At 65.2% G+C, this 18,166-nt stretch carries 10 protein-coding genes; 8 read left to right on the plus strand and 2 right to left on the minus strand.

Features of this window, described 5'->3' with window-relative positions:
- Positions 1–51: 51 nt before the first annotated feature.
- From aceE to msrA, 4 genes are all read left to right on the plus strand, one after another.
- Positions 52–2,700: a pyruvate dehydrogenase (acetyl-transferring), homodimeric type gene (aceE, locus tag CTR55_RS23440; protein WP_296289828.1), complete on the plus strand. Its 2,649-nt coding sequence runs from the start codon at positions 52–54 to the stop codon at positions 2,698–2,700.
- 11 nt (positions 2,701–2,711) lie between these two features.
- Positions 2,712–4,352: a dihydrolipoyllysine-residue acetyltransferase gene (aceF, locus tag CTR55_RS23445; RefSeq protein WP_296289829.1), complete on the plus strand. Its 1,641-nt coding sequence runs from the start codon at positions 2,712–2,714 to the stop codon at positions 4,350–4,352.
- 408 nt (positions 4,353–4,760) lie between these two features.
- Positions 4,761–7,460 (plus strand): EAL domain-containing protein, encoded by a 2,700-nt coding sequence (locus tag CTR55_RS23450; RefSeq protein ID WP_296289830.1) that lies wholly within the window; start codon positions 4,761–4,763, stop codon positions 7,458–7,460.
- Between the two features lie 100 nt (positions 7,461–7,560).
- Positions 7,561–8,208 carry a peptide-methionine (S)-S-oxide reductase MsrA gene (msrA, locus tag CTR55_RS23455; RefSeq protein WP_296289832.1) on the plus strand — a complete coding sequence of 216 codons (648 nt, stop codon included), beginning with the start codon at positions 7,561–7,563 and terminating at the stop codon, positions 8,206–8,208.
- A 48-nt stretch (positions 8,209–8,256) separates the two neighbouring features.
- Here msrA and CTR55_RS23460 read toward each other — a convergent pair whose 3' ends face one another.
- Positions 8,257–9,048 (minus strand): hypothetical protein, encoded by a 792-nt coding sequence (locus CTR55_RS23460; RefSeq protein ID WP_296289833.1) that lies wholly within the window; start codon positions 9,046–9,048, stop codon positions 8,257–8,259.
- 122 nt (positions 9,049–9,170) lie between these two features.
- Positions 9,171–10,010: a 23S rRNA (adenine(2030)-N(6))-methyltransferase RlmJ gene (locus tag CTR55_RS23465; protein ID WP_296289834.1), complete on the minus strand. Its 840-nt coding sequence runs from the start codon at positions 10,008–10,010 to the stop codon at positions 9,171–9,173.
- A gap of 172 nt (positions 10,011–10,182) precedes the next feature.
- Here CTR55_RS23465 and CTR55_RS23470 point away from each other — a divergent pair, with 172 nt between their 5' ends.
- The 4 genes from CTR55_RS23470 (at position 10,183) to mscK (ending at position 18,146) form a co-directional block, all read left to right on the plus strand.
- The gene (locus CTR55_RS23470) at positions 10,183–11,985 is read left to right on the plus strand and encodes an acyl-CoA dehydrogenase (RefSeq protein ID WP_296289835.1); all 1,803 of its coding nucleotides are present in this window, start codon (positions 10,183–10,185) and stop codon (positions 11,983–11,985) included.
- 216 nt (positions 11,986–12,201) lie between these two features.
- The gene (locus CTR55_RS23475; RefSeq protein ID WP_296289837.1) at positions 12,202–12,852 is read left to right on the plus strand and encodes a hypothetical protein; all 651 of its coding nucleotides are present in this window, start codon (positions 12,202–12,204) and stop codon (positions 12,850–12,852) included.
- Between the two features lie 100 nt (positions 12,853–12,952).
- Positions 12,953–14,695, plus strand: a complete 1,743-nt coding sequence (locus tag CTR55_RS23480) for a potassium/proton antiporter (RefSeq protein ID WP_296289838.1) — start codon at positions 12,953–12,955, stop codon at positions 14,693–14,695.
- An 85-nt stretch (positions 14,696–14,780) separates the two neighbouring features.
- Positions 14,781–18,146 (plus strand): mechanosensitive channel MscK, encoded by a 3,366-nt coding sequence (mscK, locus tag CTR55_RS23485; protein ID WP_296289841.1) that lies wholly within the window; start codon positions 14,781–14,783, stop codon positions 18,144–18,146.
- The last annotated feature ends 20 nt before the right edge of the window (positions 18,147–18,166 follow it).

The following is an 18,166-nucleotide window of genomic DNA, read 5'->3' on the forward strand; positions in this document are numbered from 1 at the left end:
AACGATCTACTGGCCTCCGATTCTGGAAGCCTTTCCGCCCTGGAGCAAGCCATGCAAGACCTCGATCCCGTCGAAACCCAGGAATGGCTGGACGCCCTGGAATCGGTCCTGGACCATGAAGGTGAAGACCGCGCCCATTACCTGATGACCCGCATGGGCGAGCTGGCCAGCCGGTCCGGCACCCAACTGCCTTACGCCATCACCACGCCGTACCGCAACAGCATCCCGGTTACCCACGAAGCCCGCATGCCCGGCGACCTGTTCATGGAACGCCGCATCCGCTCCCTGGTGCGCTGGAACGCCCTGGCGATGGTGATGAAGGCCAACAAGAGCGACCCGGACCTGGGCGGCCACATCTCCTCCTTCGCGTCCTCGGCAACGCTGTACGACGTTGGCTTCAACTACTTCTTCCAGGCCCCGACCGACGAACACGGCGGCGACCTGGTGTTCTTCCAGGGCCACGCCTCCCCCGGCGTCTACGCCCGCGCCTTCCTCGAAGGCCGCATCAGCGAAGACCAACTGAACAACTTCCGCCAGGAAGTGGACGGCAACGGCCTGTCCTCCTACCCGCACCCCTGGCTGATGCCGGACTTCTGGCAGTTCCCGACCGTCTCCATGGGCCTGGGCCCGATCCAGGCGATCTACCAGGCGCGCTTCATGAAGTACCTGGAAAGCCGCGGCTTCATCCCCGCCGGCAAGCAGAAGGTCTGGTGCTTCATGGGTGACGGCGAGTGCGACGAGCCCGAATCCCTGGGCGCAATCTCGCTGGCCGGCCGCGAGAAGCTGGACAACCTGATCTTCGTCATCAACTGCAACCTGCAACGCCTCGACGGCCCGGTTCGCGGCAACGGCAAGATCATCCAGGAACTCGAAGGCGTATTCCGTGGCGCCGAGTGGAACGTCAACAAGGTGGTCTGGGGTCGCTTCTGGGACCCGCTGTTCGCCAAGGACATCGCCGGCCTGCTGCAGCAGCGCATGGACGAGGTCATCGACGGCGAGTACCAGAACTACAAGGCCAAAGACGGCGCCTACGTGCGTGAGCACTTCTTCGGTGCGCGTCCCGAGCTGCTGGAGATGGTCAAGGACCTCTCCGACGAGGAAGTCTGGAAACTCAACCGTGGCGGCCACGACCCCTACAAGGTCTATGCGGCCTACCACCAGGCGGTCAACCACAAGGGCCAGCCCACCGTCATCCTGGCCAAGACCATCAAGGGCTATGGCACCGGTTCCGGCGAAGCGAAGAACATCGCGCACAACGTCAAGAAGGTCGACGTCGAGTCCCTGAAGTCGTTCCGCGACAAGTTCGACATCCCGATCAAGGATGTCGACCTGGAAAACCTGCCGTTCTACCGCCCCGATGAAGGCAGCGCCGAAGCCAAGTACCTGGCTTCCCGGCGTGCCGCGCTGGGCGGCGTAATGCCGGTTCGCCGCGCCAAGAGCTTCCAGGTGCCGGTTCCCCCGCTGGAAACCCTCAAGGCCATGCTCGACGGCTCGGGCGACCGCGAAATCTCCACCACCATGGCCTTCGTGCGGATCATCTCGCAGCTGGTCAAGGACAAGGAACTCGGCCCGCGCATCGTCCCGATCGTGCCGGACGAAGCCCGTACCTTCGGTATGGAAGGCATGTTCCGCCAGTTGGGCATCTACTCCTCCGTCGGCCAGCTGTACGAGCCGGTGGATAAGGACCAGGTGATGTTCTACCGCGAGGACAAGAAAGGTCAGATCCTCGAGGAAGGCATCAACGAAGCCGGCGCCATGTCCAGCTGGATTGCCGCGGGCACCTCGTACTCCACGCACAACCAGCCGATGCTGCCGTTCTACATCTTCTATTCGATGTTCGGCTTCCAGCGTATCGGCGACCTGGCCTGGGCCGCTGGCGACAGCCGCGCGCACGGCTTCCTGATCGGCGGCACCGCCGGCCGTACCACCCTGAACGGTGAAGGCCTGCAGCACGAAGATGGTCACAGCCATATCCTGGCGTCGACCATCCCGAACTGCCGCACCTACGATCCGACCTACGCCTACGAGCTGGCGGTGATCATCCGCGAAGGCTCGCGCCAGATGATCGAAGAGCAGCAGGACATCTTCTATTACATCACCGTGATGAACGAGAACTACGTCCAGCCGGCCATGCCCAAGGGCGCCGAGGAAGGCATCATCAAGGGCATGTACCTGCTCGATGAGGACAAGAAGGCCGCCGCGCATCATGTGCAGCTGCTGGGCTCGGGCACCATCCTGCGTGAAGTCGAAGCCGCCGCGAAGATCCTCCGCGAAGACTTCGGTGTGGGCGCTGACGTCTGGTCCGTTCCGAGCTTCAACGAACTGCGCCGCGACGGTCTGGCCATCGAGCGCTGGAACCGCCTGCACCCGGGCCAGAAGCCCAAGCAGAGCTACGTCGAAGAGTGCCTCGCCGGCCGCAAGGGCCCGGTGATCGCCTCCACCGACTACATGAAGCTCTACGCCGAGCAGATCCGCCAGTGGGTTCCAAGCAAGGAGTACAAGGTGCTGGGCACCGACGGCTTCGGCCGCAGCGACAGCCGCCGCAAGCTGCGCGACTTCTTCGAAGTGGACCGTCACTGGGTGGTTCTGGCCGCGCTGGAAGCCCTGGCCGATCGCGGTGATATCGAACCCAAAGTGGTGGCCGAAGCCATCGCCAAGTTCGGCATCAACCCCGAAAAACGTAACCCGCTGGACTGCTGAGGAGAGGCACGATGAGCGAACTGATTCGTGTACCCGACATCGGCAATGGTCAGGGTGAAGTGATCGAACTGCTGGTCAAGGTCGGCGACACCGTCGAGGCCGACCAGAGCCTGCTGACCCTGGAATCCGACAAGGCCAGCATGGAAATTCCCTCGCCCAAAGCCGGCGTGGTGAAGAGCCTGAAGGTCAAGGTGGGCGACACCCTGAAGGAAGGCGACGAGATCCTCGAGCTGGAAGTCGAAGGGGGTTCGGCCGCCGCTGAAGCGCCCAAGGCCGAAGCGCAGGCACCCGCCGCTGAAGCTCCGAAGGCAGAGGCTCCGGCCGCTGCCCCGGCTCCGGCTGCCGCACCCGCTGCTGCCGCCAGCGTCCAGGACATCCACGTCCCGGACATCGGCTCGGCCGGCAAGGCCAACGTCATCGAAGTCATGGTGAAAGCTGGCGACACGGTCGAAGCCGACCAGTCGCTGATCACCCTGGAGTCGGACAAGGCCAGCATGGAAATCCCCTCGCCGGTTGCCGGCGTAGTGGAAAGCGTGTCGATCAAGGTCGGTGACGAAGTCGGCACCGGCGACCTGATCCTCAAGCTCAAGGTTGCAGGCGCTGCTGCCCCGGCCGCCGCAGAAGCTCCGGCTGCTGCTCCGGCTCCGGCCGCTGCGGCGCCTGCCGCCGCTCCCGCACCGGCTGCCGCTGCCAAGGCTCCGGAATCCGCTCCGGTGGGCGCGCCCAGCCGTGACGGCGCCAAGGTCCACGCAGGCCCCGCAGTGCGCATGGTCGCCCGCGAGTTCGGCGTCGAGCTGAACGAAGTCAAAGGCACCGGCCCCAAAGGCCGCATCCTCAAGGAAGACGTGCAGCTGTTCGTCAAAGAGCAACTGCAACGCGTCAAATCCGGCGCGCCGGCTGGCGCCAGCGGTGGCGCGGGTATCCCGCCGATCCCGGAAGTCGACTTCAGCAAGTTCGGCGAAGTGGAAGAAGTGGCGATGACCCGCCTGATGCAGGTCGGCGCCGCCAACCTGCATCGCAGCTGGCTGAACGTGCCGCACGTGACCCAGTTCGACTCGGCCGACATCACCGAGATGGAAGCCTTCCGCGTGGCCCAGAAAGCCGTCGCGGAGAAGGCCGGCGTCAAGCTGACCGTGCTGCCGATCCTGCTCAAGGCCTGTGCTCACCTGCTCAAGGAAATGCCGGACTTCAACAGCTCCCTCGCCCCCAGCGGCAAGGCGCTGATCCGCAAGAAGTACGTGAACATCGGCTTCGCCGTGGACACGCCGGACGGTCTGCTGGTCCCGGTGATCAAGAACGTCGACCAGAAGAGCCTCCTGCAGCTCGCCGCCGAAGCCGCCGAACTGGCCGAGAAAGCGCGCACCAAGAAGCTCTCCGCCGACGCCATGCAGGGCGCCTGCTTCACCATCTCCAGCCTCGGCCACATTGGCGGCACCGGCTTCACGCCGATCGTCAACGCGCCGGAAGTGGCGATCCTGGGTGTCAGCAAGGCAACCATGCAGCCAGTCTGGGACGGCAAGGCCTTCCAGCCGCGCCTGATGCTGCCGCTGTCGCTGTCCTACGATCACCGCGTGATCAACGGGGCGGCTGCCGCGCGCTACACCAAGCGCCTGTCCGACCTGCTGGGGGATATCCGCACCCTGCTGCTGTGAAGGAAATGGTCTACGGGCTCGCGAGCTAGAGTGGAGCAAGGCGGAAACTGAAGGAGACGCGGAGTTTGCCAAGGCAAATGAGCAGTCCGCTTCAGTTTCCAACGCAGCTCCGCCGACGCGCAGCAGACCGTAGGCCGATTCCAAGTGTTGTAAGAGGGCAGGCCCCGCCTGCCCTTCCTCTCGACGAGCACGCCACGCTCGTACTCTCCAGCCCTGCCGGATAGCGGGGCTTCTTTTTGTCCGGACCGGCGGTCACGCCCCGCTCCCGGCACCGCCTCAACTTAGCTCTGTGACGGCCGATACAGTCTTGGCTTGTCATGGCCCCGTGCCTCATGCAAATCTTGCCAACGCCCATAGAAGTCGGGCGGGGCCATGTCCCTCGTCCAGCACCCTGGAAATCTCCCGCGCATGAAGAGTCATCCCGATGCCGCCAGCCGTCAGGCGGCCGAGGTTGTCACGCCGCTTCCCGCCCCTTCGAGGCTCGGGATGCTGCGCTTCGAGCGCCTGAACGAACCCAGCTGGACCCTGCTGTTCCTCGATCCCGGCTGCGAGCGTCAGATCGGCGTGCCGGCCCAGGACCTCTGCGGCATCCTCGACGCCCCCTACGCCAGCCTGATGGAGCCCGAAGCGCGCCATCGCCTGCATGAGCAGGTGCAGCAGCAACTGCTCAAGGACGGCCGCTACCGGGTGCGCTACCTGCTCCACTCGCCGCGTGGCACGCTGAACGTGCTGGAGGTCGGCGAAAGTTTCCAGCAGCACGGCCGCCAGTTGCTCCACGGCTACCTGCTGCAGACCGAGGCGGATGAGCACGAAACCGAGCTGGACCCGCGCCTGCTCGACCTGGAAGCCCAGAACATCCGCCTGAAGATGTCCCTGGAGATGTACCAGCGCTCCCAGGACGAACACCTGCAACACCTGGTGCGCTCGCGCACCCAGCAGAACCTCATCGTGCGCCTGGCGCGGCACCGCTACCTGTCCAGCGACCCGCTGCTCGAAGCCGCCCAACTGATCGCCCAGGCCGCCTGCGAGGCCTACGACGTGGCCCGCGCCGGCATCTGGCGCCTGCACACCGACCAACGCCTGGAAGCGGTGACCATTTACTGCCGCGACACCGACCAGTACGAAAAGCCCCAGGACATCGACGCCAGCCACTTCCCCAACTACCTCGACGCGGTCCACAGCGGTCGCGCCATCGACGCCCACAACGCCCAGCAGGACCCGCGCACCGAGGAACTGGCCAAGCGCTACCTGCGCCCGCAGGGCATCAGCGCCATGCTCGACGCCACCATTCGCGTCGGCGGCGAAGTGGTCGGCGTGCTCTGCTTGGAACACGTCGGCGAAGTGCGCATGTGGCAGAGCGACGAGATCGCCTTTGCCGGCGAGCTGGCCGACCAGTACGCCCAGGTGCTGATGAACCACGAGCGGCGCAATGTCTCCAGCGCCCTGCACCTGTTCCAGCGCGCCGTCGAGCAGAGCGCCAGCGCCTTCCTGCTGATCGACCGCGACGGCCTGGTGGAATACGTCAACCCGAGCTTCACCGCGATCACCCAGTACGGCGCCGACGAAGTCCGTGGCCGCCGCCTGCCGGAGCTGCCGGCGCTGGCCAACCTCAGCGAGTTGCTGTTCGACGCGCGCTCCACACTGGTCACGCAGAACAGTTGGCAGGGCGAGTTCCGCAGCCGGCGCAAGAATCTCGAACCTTACTGGGGCCAGTTGTCGCTATCCAAGGTCTACGACGACAAGGGCGAACTGACCCACTACATCGGCATCTACGAAGACATCACCCAGAGCAAGCTGGCCCAGCAGCACATCGAGAAGCTCGCCTACCGCGACAACCTCACCGGCCTGGCCAACCGGCACTTCTTCATCAATGCCCTGGAAGAACGCCTGCAGGTGGGCAGCGAACACTCGCTGAGCCTGCTGCTGGTGGACATCGACAACTTCAAGCGGATCAACGACAGCCTTGGCCACCAGACCGGCGACAAGCTGCTGTCCAACCTCGCCCGCCGCCTGCGCAGCAGCCTGAGCGACAGTGCCACCCTGGCGCGCTTCGCCAGCAACGAATTCGCCGTGCTGCTGGAAGAGTCGGTGGCCGGCCGCGGCGAAAAGGTCGCCGCGCAGATCCTCGACGTCCTGGACAAGCCACTGTTCGTCGACAACCAGCTGATCAGCATCACCGGCTCCGTCGGCATCGCCTACGCACCGCAGCACGGGCAGGACCCGCAGACCCTGATGAAACACGCGGGCCTGGCGCTGCACAAGGCCAAGGCCAACGGCAAGCACCAGGTGCAGACCTTCACCGAGGCGATGACCGCCGAAGCCAGCTACAAGCTGTTCGTCGAGAGCAACCTGCGCCGCGCGCTGGTGCAGGACGAACTGGCGGTGCACTACCAGCCCAAGCTGTGCCTGCGCAGCGGCGCCTTGCTCGGGCTGGAAGCGCTGCTGCGCTGGCAGCACCCGGAGAAGGGCATGATCCGCCCGGACCAGTTCATCAGCGTCGCCGAGGAAACCGGGCTGATCATCCCCATCGGCAAATGGGTGATCCGCCAGGCCTGCCGCCAGGTTCGCGAGCTGGCCGCCAAGGGCCTGGGCGACCTGCACATGGCGATCAACCTGTCGCCCAAGCAGTTCAGCGACCCGGACCTGGTCGGCTCCATCGCGGCGATCCTCCATGAGGAAAGCATCCCGGCCTCGCAGCTGGAACTGGAACTCACCGAAAGCCTGCTGCTGGACGCCACCGACGACACCCGCCAGCAACTGGAGCGCCTGAAGCACCTCGGCCTGACCCTGGCCATGGACGACTTCGGCACCGGCTACTCGTCGCTGAGCTACCTGAAGAAATTCCCCATCGACGTGATCAAGATCGATCGCAGCTTCATCAAGGACATCCCGGACAACCAGGACGACATGGAAATCACCTCGGCGGTGATCGCCATGGCCCACAACCTCAAGTTGCAGGTGGTCGCCGAAGGCGTCGAGACCGCCGCCCAGTTGGCCTTCCTGCGGCGCAACCGCTGCGACATCGGCCAGGGCTACCTGTTCGACAAGCCCATCCCCAGCCACGACCTCTCCGCCAGCCTGCAACGCTACCCCTGCCGCCCGCACTGAGCCGCCCTGCCGTCCCCATCCCCGCAACGAAGGCAAAACGCTGTAATCTTCGGCGAGTACCCGAGTCTATTGCCGCCCCTGTTCAGAGGAGACGAATGCCATGACCCTGCGCTCGCAACTACTTGCCCACAAGCTGGAACTGCCCAGCTCCGCCCAGGCCCTGCCGGGGCGCGAAAGCCCGATGCCGGTGCCCGAAGCGCATTACGTCAATGGTCGCCCTCTGCTGGCGCCCTACCCCGCCGGCCTGCAACAGATCGTCGTCGGCCTGGGTTGTTTCTGGGGCGCCGAGCGGCGCTTCTGGCAGCAGCCGGGCGTGTGGGTCACCGCCGTGGGTTACGCCGGCGGCTTCACGCCGAACCCGACCTACGACGAAGTCTGCTCCGGCCTGACCGGCCACAGCGAAGTGGTGCTGGTGGTGTACGACCCGCGCGAAACCAGCATCGAGGCGCTGCTCAAGGTGTTCTGGGAATCCCACGACCCGACCCAGGGTATGCGCCAGGGCAACGACACCGGCACCCAGTACCGCTCGGTGATCTACTGGTTCGACCCGGCGCAGAAAGCCGCCATCGAGGCCAGCCGCGCCGCCTTCCAGAAGGAGCTCAGCGCCAAGGGCTACGGCGAGATCACCACGGAAATCCGCGAAGTGCCACCGCTCTACTATGCCGAGGCCTATCACCAGCAGTACCTGGCGAAGAACCCCAACGGCTACTGCGGCCTGGGCGGCACGGGCGTCTGCCTGCCGGCGTGACTGCGGCCCCACCGTTCGCGCTGGCGGGCGGTGGGGCCAGCAATCCGGCTAGCCCTTGGTCGCAAGCGTAATCTTGCGGGCGATCAGATTCCCGGTCATGGCCATGTCCGGCATCACGAAGTGGATCGACAGGGCCTGCCCATCCTCGGTCGCACTGACCTGCATGGCTTGCACAAAGGTCTCGCCTTTATAGAGCTGAATGTTCAGGACACGCTCTGCCAATTGCCGCACCGAGACCCGATCGATCTCCTGGCTGCCGCTGTAGGGAACGAAGCTGCCGTCCAGTGGAGCGGTGTAGGACTCACCGTTGTCCATCGTCACACTCAGTTGCCCATTGTCGATTCGATAATGGAAAGTCGAATCCGCTGCGGACTGTTCCATGCCCTGGGCAACCCAGACACCGGAAACGGCATGCTCGCCCTTGATCGGCTCCCCCAGACGCGTCCGCTCGGAACCTTCGACAATCGACTGGTTGCTTCCCGAATAGCTGTTGTAGCGCAGCAGCTTTCCATCGCTGGAAACCGACATGATCAACGACTCGAATGCCTTGCCCGCCTTCTTCTTCTGTATGCGAACCTGGTAATCGTTCTTCACTTGCACGGAGATGCTGTCGAACCCCTTGTACCCCTTGACCGGATGGTCCTTGCCATCCGCCTTGACCCGAATGGGCGGTGCACAGGTCTGGCAATCGTAGTAGCCGTCACTCACCTCGAACTTGTCCAGCAGATCAGGGAAGGCCAACGGCCAATCGATACGCCAGCTACCCTCCAGGGCACTCTCGGCCGATGCCGTCAGCGGTAGGAAGCCAGCGACCAGCATCGGCAACAGAATTCTCTTCACGCGATTACCTCCATCCGGTGACCTCGCCGGGAAGCCGGCCAGGGAAAACACCATAGGAAGCAAAAGGGAAGGACGAAAACAGGCAAAGTCGTCTTTTCAGGAGCGAAAAGACTGATCGCCCCTCATCCCTCGGCGATCAGCCAGTCCACCTGGCTGCTGCCTTCACTCTGCGCCAGCGTCTGGGCCAGCCACGGCAACAGGCCGCGCAGCTCTTCGTCCAGCGGCCAGGGGGCGTTGGCGATGACCAGCCCGGAGCCGTTCAGGCGGTCAGCCGTATCGGCCGCATGCACGCACAGCTCGACCCGCAATAGCTTCGGAGCCGAGCTCTTCTCCAGGCGTTGGTAGAAACGCTTGAGCTGACGGCGGTCCTTGATCGGGTACCAGATGGCAACCACGGTCTGGCGCATGCGGCCGATGGCCTCGTCCAGCGCGGTCACGCAACGCTCCAGGTCGTCGGGCTGCTCGAAGGGCGGGTCGATCAGCAGCACGCCGCGTTTCTCGGCAACGGGCAGGAAGGCACGCGGCAGCAGCCAGCCGTCCCCCTGGTGCACCGAGATGCGCCGCTCGCCCGCCATGTTGGCCTTGAGCAGGCGACCGTCTTCCGGATGCAGCTCGTTGAGCATCACCCGATCCTGCGGACGGGTCAGCCGCCGCGCCAGTTCGGGCGAGCCGGGGTAGAACTCCAGGCCACCACCGGGATTCAGCGCGCTCACGACGCCCAGGTAGTCCTGCAGCAGCTCCGGCAGGTCATCACGCTCATACAGGCGACCGATGCCCGACTCCCACTCGCCGGTGCGGCTGGCTTCGTCGCCCAGCAGGTCGTACAGGCCTATGCCGGAATGGCTGTCGAGGTAGGCGAAGGGCGTGTCCTTGCGCGCCATCAGCGCGAAGATGCGCGCGAGGACGATGTGTTTCAGCACGTCGGCGTGGTTGCCGGCGTGGTAGGCGTGGCGGTAGTTCATGGATGGCGGACTCCTCTAGGCGCGCAGTTTAGGTCCTGGGGCGGGTGTGGTGCGAGCCCGACGTCGCCGGCCGGCTCCTCGGGTGTTTTAGGCCTTTATCACGCGCATGGATGATTCTGTGCGCGCTTCATTCACCGGACTAGACTGCGGCGATTCCCACGGAGGTCGATCCATGTCCGAGACCCTGCTCAGCTCCCGCAACCTCGCTTTCGAACTCTACGAAGTACTCGATGCGCAGGCCCTGACCCAGCGCGAACGCTTCGCCGAGCACAACCGCGAGACCTTCGACGCCGCCCTGGGCACCGCCCGCGGCATCGCCGAGGAGCTGTTCGCCCCGCACAACCGCAAGAACGACGAGAACGAACCGCAGTACGTCGACGGCGGCGCGGTGCTCATCCCGGAAGTGAAGCCGGCAGTGGATGCCTTCAACCAGGCCGGCTTCCAGAACGCCTCGCGCAGCTTCGAGCAAGGTGGCATGCAGCTGCCACACCTGCTGGCGCGCGCCTGCTTCGCGCACTTCCAGTCGGCCAACATCGCCACCTCTTCCTATCCGATGCTGAGCATGGGCTCCAGCCACCTGATCGAAACCTTCGGCAGTGAAGAACAGAAACGCCTGTTCCTCCAGCCGATGATCGAAGGCCGCTGGTTCGGCACCATGGCGCTCACCGAGCCCCACGCCGGCTCATCCCTCGCCGATATCCGCACCCGCGCGGAACCGGCCGCCGATGGCAGCTACCGGATCAAGGGCAACAAGATCTTCATCTCCGGCGGCGACCACCCGCTGTCGGACAACATCGTGCACATGGTGCTGGCCAAGCTGCCGGACGCCCCGGCCGGCGTGAAGGGCATCAGCCTGTTCATCGTGCCCAAGTTCCTGGTCAACGACGATGGCTCCCTCGGCGCGCGCAACGACGTGACCCTGGCCGGCCTGTTCCACAAGATGGGCTGGCGCGGCACCACCTCCACCGCCCTGAATTTCGGCGATAACGGCGATTGCGTCGGCTATCTGGTCGGCAAGCCGCACCAGGGCCTGGCCTACATGTTCCAGATGATGAATGAGGCGCGCATTGGCGTCGGCATGGGCGCCATCATGCTCGGTTACGCCGGCTACCTGTACTCCCTGGAGTACGCCCGTGAACGCCCGCAGGGCCGCCCGGTGGATGCCAAGGACCCGACCTCCGCACCAGTGTCGATCATCGAGCACACCGACGTGCGGCGCATGCTGCTGACCCAGAAGGCCTACGTCGAAGGCGCCTTCGACCTCGGCCTGTACGCCGCGCGCCTGGTGGACGACTGCGAGACACTGGCGACCGAAGAAGAACGCCAGCAGGCCCACGAGCTGCTCGACCTGCTCACCCCGATCGTCAAATCCTGGCCCTCGGAGTTCTGCCTGAAGGCCAACGAACTGGCGATCCAGATCCTCGGCGGCCACGGCTACACCCGCGAGTATCCGGTGGAGCAGTACTACCGCGACAACCGCCTGAACCCGATCCACGAAGGCACCCACGGCATCCAGTCGCTGGACCTGCTCGGCCGCAAGCTGGCGCAGAACAACGGCGCTGGCCTCAAGCAACTGACCCGCCTGATCAGCCAGTGCTGCCAGCGCGCCAGCGCGCACCCGTCACTGGACAAACTGCGCGAGCCGCTGGAACAGCTGATGGCGCGCCTCTCGACCACCACCCTGAGCCTGCTTGGCGATCTGATGCAGGGCCGCGTGGCCCAGGGCCTGGCCAACTCGGCCCTCTACCTGAAAGTCTTCGGCCACGCCGTGATCGGCTGGCGCTGGCTGGAGCAGGCCATTCGCGCCGAGGAAGGCCTGGCGTCCGGTGACGCTGCCGACATCGACTTCTACCGCGGCAAGCTGCAGGCCGCGCGCTACTTCCTGACCTGGGAAGTGCCGTCCTGCCACCACGACCTGGCGCTGCTCGAAGGCCGCGACGACACCTGTTCCACCATGCAGGACGCCTGGTTCTAGGCCCCCGCATGTTCCTTGCGCCCCGGTCACGTCCGGGGCTTTTTTATGTCGGCGATAAAGTCACGAACCCACGGCCGGCCCTCCATGGAAGGGCTGCGTCAGATCGACGAATGATTTGAAGGAAAATTCTGACAACCACAGCTGACCACGCTGACAGCGACACCTGGGGTATTTGCCGTTGAATGGCGCCCGCGCAACTTTTCGCTCGTCACGACCATGGCCATTCAAACCTCCCTCCTCGCTTCCATCTCACGCCGCTGCCTGCACCTGCTCCCCCTGCTTGCCGTCACGGTGGCGCTGGGCTGCATGGTCGCGCTGTTCAACACCGGCCCGGCCGATGCCCTGCCCAAGGAGGCCTCGCAACGCAGCGTGGCCCCCCCCCTGAGCGCCGCGCCCATCTTCACTGCCCCCAGCGTGGAAGCCTTCCAGCACGCCGACGACTACCTGCAGAACATCGACAAGGCCATGGCCAACGGCCTCGAGGTACTGCGCGGCGACGACCGCAAGTCGATCGTCGCGCAGAGTCGCTACTTCAATGCCCTGGTCAATGCCGGCTACGCGCAGTTCGGCTCGTCCTACTACGACCCGCTGGGCAGTTGCGGCGTCGCCGGCAGCTCGGCCCGCCACCTCTGGCATACGCAGATCCGCGCCATCAGCGGTGAAGCCGATATCGCTGGCGAGGTGAGCAAGGCTCGCGCCACCCTGCAGCATGACCGCAAGGCCTGCCTGGAGGCCGTCAGGCCGCCTCTGGAGGAAGCCATCACCTGGGCGCCCACCGAGCTCTCCACATGGGAACTGGTACCCGTTGGGCTGGATCGCGCCGCCTGGCCGAAAAGTGCCGCCCAACGGTCCTCAACAAACCTTTGACAGCCTTGTAAATCCGCAGGTTAGAATCGATTGGCATGCGGCCTGCATCCTGATCCTTGAGTAGCGTCGCCACTCCCCTATCCGCCAGGAGGTCGACACCTTGGATGCCGTGGCCATCAACAGCTATTTCCTGATCGCTGCGGTGCTGATCGGCCTGAGCATCCTGGTCAGCTCGCTGTCCTCGCGCCTGGGCATCCCGATCCTGGTCATCTTCCTCGCGGTCGGCATGATCGCCGGCACCGACGGCCCCGGCGGTATCGGCTTCTCCAACTACCCCATGGCCTACCTGGTGGGCAACCTGGCGCTGGCAGTGATCCTGCTCGATGGCGGCTTGCGCACGCGGGTGTCGAGTTTCCGCGTGGCCCTCTGGCCCGCGCTGTCGCTGGCCACCGCCGGGGTGCTGATCACCGCCGGGCTTACCGGCATCGCCGCTGCCTGGCTGTTCAAGCTGAGCTGGATGGAGGGCCTGCTGATTGGCGCCATCGTCGGCTCCACCGATGCCGCGGCAGTGTTCTCGCTGCTGGGCGGCAAGGGCCTGAACGAGCGGGTAACCGCTACCCTGGAAATCGAATCGGGCAGCAACGACCCGATGGCGGTGTTCCTCACCGTCACCCTGATCGACATGCTCGCCCATGGTGAGAGCGGCCTGTCCTGGAGCTTCCTCTGGCACTTCCTGCGCGAGTTCGGCATCGGTTCGGTGCTCGGCCTCGCTGGCGGCTGGCTGCTACTGCAGGTGATCAACCGCATCCACCTGGCCAACGGCCTCTATCCGCTGCTGGCGATCAGCGGCGGCCTGCTGATCTTCGCCCTGGCCAACGCGGTGCACGGCAGCGGCATTCTTGCCATCTATTTGTGCGGCCTGGTGCTGGGCAACCAGCCGATCCGCTCGCGCCACGGCATCATGCACATGCTCGACGGCATGGCCTGGCTGGCGCAGATCGGCATGTTCCTGGTGCTGGGCCTGCTGGTCACGCCCCACGATCTCTGGCCCATTGCCCTGCCGGCCCTGGGCCTTGCGCTGTGGATGATCCTCTTCGCCCGCCCGCTGTCGGTGCTGGTCGGGCTGTTCCCGTTCCGCGCCTTCCATGGCCGCGAGAAGGCCTTCATCGCCTGGGTCGGCCTGCGCGGCGCGGTGCCGATCATTCTCGCGGTGTTCCCGCTGATGGCTGGCCTGCCCAACGCCCAGCTGTTCTTCAACGTGGCCTTCTTCATCGTGCTGGTCTCGCTGCTGGTGCAGGGCACCAGCCTGCCCTGGGCCGCCAAGCTGCTGCGCGTGGTAGTGCCGCCAGACCCGGCGCCGATCTCCCGCGCCGGCCTGGAGGTGCACCCGACCAGCGAGTGGGAGCTGTTCGTCTACCACCTGAGCAAGGAAAAATGGTGCATCGGCGCCGCCCTGCGCGAGCTGAAGATGCCCGAGGGCACCCGCATCGCCGCGCTGTTCCGTGGCACCCAGCTGCTGCACCCGTCCGGCAGTACCATCCTCGAGGCCGACGACATCCTCTGCGTGATCGGCCACGAGCATGACCTCTCGCCGCTGGGCAAGCTGTTCAGCCAGGCACCGGACCGCGGCCTGAGCGCGCGCTTCTTCGGCGACTTCGTCCTCGAAGGCGACGCCCAGCTCTCCGCCGTGGCCTCGCTCTATGGCCTGAAGCTCGAAGGCGTGGACGGAGAGCAGACCCTGGGCCGCTTCATCGCCCACGAAATCGGCGGCCAGGCGATCATCGGCGACCAGGTGGAATGGAACGGCCTGACCTGGACCGTCGCCGCCCTGGACGGGAACAAGATCCGCAAGGTCGGGGTCAAATTCCCGGAAGGTCGTCCCGGTCCGGGGCTCTTCCTCTGACCGCCCACCGGTACCCGCTTGCGGGTGCCGGCCAGCCAGCACTACCCTCACTCCACTTTTTTCGCACGAGCCGCTGAACGCGACCATGTCATTCCTGCTGCGTACCCTCCTGACCGCCGTCCTCCTGGGTGGCTCGCTCACCGGCCTGCCCGCGCTGGCCGCCGACAACAACCCACCCAGCGCCGAACAGGTGCAGCAGAGCCTCGACGGCCTGGCCGAGCGCAAGCTCGCCGAGGCCGAGGCCAAGCTGCTCAAGGCCAGTCTGGAGAACACCCTCAAGCTGCTGGCCGCCAAGGCCGACAGCGAGAAGCAGCGAGACGAGCTCAAGGGCCGGCTGGCCGATGCGCCCAAGCTGATCAGCGAGAACCAGAGGGCACTCAATCGCCTCAAGGCCAGCAGCGACAAGCCTGCCGCCCAACGCTATGGCGGCTATAACACCACCCAGCTGGAAATGCTCCTCAACGAGCAATCCACCCAGCTGGCCGCCTGGCAGAAGGAGATGATCGACGCCAAAAGCGAGATCCTCACCGCGCAGACCCGCCCCGAGCGCGCCCAGGCCGACCTGAGCAAGAACCAGTCGCGCCTGCTGGATATCGGCACCGCGCTCAAGGCCGGCAAGGAGGGCAGCAAGCCGCTGACCACCGAGCACCGTAATGAACTGCTCGCCGAACAGGCAGCGCTCACTGCGCAGAACCAGTTGCTACGCCAGCAACTGGCCGGCAACAACCTGCTGCTGGACCTCGCCTCCAGCCAGCGCGACCTGCTCGCCGAGCGAATCGGCCGCGAGGAGCGCGAAACCCTCGAGCTGCAGGCGATGATCAGCGACAAGCGCCGCGAACAGTCCGAGAAAACCGTTGCCGAGCTGTCCAAGGACAGCAGCCAGGCCGCCGGCACCGACAGCCTGCTGAGCCAGCAGAGTGCTGCCAACCTCAAGCTTTCCGACTACCTGCTGCGCACCACCGACCGCCTCAACACCCTGACCCGGCGCAACCTCGAAGCCAAGCAGCAGCTGGACACCCTGACTCAGGGTGAACAAGCCCTCGACGAGCAAATCAACGTCCTGCGCGGCAGCCTGCTGCTGGCCAAGATCCTCTACCAGCAGAAGCAGTCACTGCCGGTGATCAAGACCGACCAGGACCTCGCCGACGAGATCGCCGACCTGCGCCTGTACCAGTTCGAGCTGAACCAGAAGCGCGACGAGATCAACAACACCCAGGTCTACATCGACAATCAATTGGCCCAGCAGCCGCAGGAGAGCATCACCCCGCAACTGCGCCATGACCTCTCCGAGCTGGTCAGCACCCGCCTGGAGCTGATGGAGCGCCTCAACCACGAACTGAATGCGCTGCTCAACGAAGCCATCACCCTGCAGCTGAACCAGAAGCAGCTCAAGGAAACCAGCGACAGCCTGCGCGCCACCCTCGACGAGCAGATGTTCTGGATTCCCAGCAACCGCCCGCTGGACCTGTCCTGGTTCAAGATGACCCCAGCCCTGCTGCACCACCAGCTGGCTGAAGTACCCTGGGGCTCGGGTGTGAAGGAACTGGGCGAGGGCCTGATCGACCGGCCCTTCCTGTTCCTGCCGCTGCTCCTGCTGGTCGCCGCCCTGCTGTGGAAGCGCCGGTTTCTCTACGACAAGCTGGAATCGCTGAACGACGATATCGGCCACTTCAAGCGCGACAGCCAGGCGCATACCCCGCTGGCCCTGTTGCTCGCCGTGCTGCTGGCGTTGCCGGGCACATTGACATTGGCCGTCGCCGGCCTCGCCCTGCTGCTCGACGCCCGAGGCCAGAACGCCACCCTGGGTAGCGCGCTGCTGGAGATGGCGCAGGTCTGGCTGGTGTTCTACACCGCGCACCGCATCCTGCGCCCTGGCGGTATCGCCGAACGACACTTCCACTGGAGCCAGCCGCAGGTGCAGTTCCTCGGCAAGCTGATGCGTCGACTGGGTCTGGTGGTGATGTCACTGGTCGCCGTGGTCACCGTCGCCGAGCACCAACCGGCCTCGCTGGCCGATGACGTGATCGGCATCGCCGTGGTCCTGTTCGGTTACGCCGCCATGACCTGGCTGCTCGCCCAACTGCTGTTCAGCAGCCCTTCCAGCGAACGCCCGTCGATGATCAAGATGATCGTCGGCCTGAGCTTCACCGCCCTGCCGGTGGCGCTGTTCCTCGCCGTCGGCTTCGGCTACTACTACACCGCGCTCAAGCTCACCGACCGCTTGATCGACAGCCTGTTCCTGCTGATGTTCTGGATGGTGGTGGAAGCCACCTTCGTTCGCGGCATGGGCGTCGCTGCTCGCCGTCTGGCCTACCAGCGCGCGCTGTCGAAGCGGCAGAACTCCGCCAAGGAAGGCATCGAAGGCCCCGAGGTAGTCGAGGAACCGACCCTGGGCATCGAGCAGATCAACGACCAGTCCATACGCCTGATCCGCCTGGGCCTGCTGATCGGCTTCGTGGTCACCCTGTACTGGGTCTGGGCCGACCTGATCAGCGTCGTCTCCTACCTCGACAACGTGACCCTCTACCAGTACGCCAGCGGTACCGGCGACGCCGCGTCCACCACACCGATCAGCCTCAGCGACTTCATCATGGCGCTGGTGATCGCCGCCGTGACTGTCGCCCTGGCGCGCAACCTGCCCGGCCTGCTGGAAGTGCTGGTGCTACAGCGCCTGACCCTGGCCCAGGGCAGCGCCTACGCCATCACCACCCTGCTGTCCTACACCATCAGCGGCATCGGCTTCGTCAGTGCGCTGTCCACCCTCGGGGTCAGCTGGGACAAGCTGCAATGGCTGGTGGCCGCACTGTCGGTGGGCCTGGGCTTCGGCCTGCAGGCGATCTTCTCCAACTTCGTCTCCGGCCTGATCATCCTCTTCGAGCGCCCGGTACGGATCGGCGACGTGGTGACCATCGGCACGCTGTCCGGCACCGTCAGCCGAATCCGCATCCGCGCCACCACCATCACCGACTTCGACCGCAAGGAAATCATCGTCCCCAACCAGACCTTCATCACCGGCCAGCTGGTGAACTGGTCGCTGAGCGACACCGTCACGCGCGTCACCATCAAGATCGGCCTGGCCTACGAAAGCGACCTGGCGCTGGCGCGCAAGATCATGCTCGATGCCGCCCACGCCAATACCCGCATCCTGCGCGACCCGGAGCCGGTGCTGTACTTCACCACCATCAGCGCCAGCACCTTCGACTACGAGCTGCGCTTCCACGTACGCGAGCTGGGCGACCGCAACCCGGCGGTGGACGAGACCCTCACGCGCATCGCCCTGGCCTTCCGCGAGGCCGGCATCGACATGGCCTTCAACCAGGTCGACGTGTTCCTGAAAAACTTCCAGGGCCAGGAGGCCCAGGTCATCGTCGGCCAGCAGCAGCCCGCCGCCACACCGGTGAAGATCAGCGGTCCCCAGGCCACCGACAAGCCCAACGGCGACAAGGCCTGAGGGTGGACGCCTTCGGACAA

The organism is Pseudomonas sp. (assembly GCF_002796985.1).
Taxonomy (GTDB): domain Bacteria; phylum Pseudomonadota; class Gammaproteobacteria; order Pseudomonadales; family Pseudomonadaceae; genus Pseudomonas.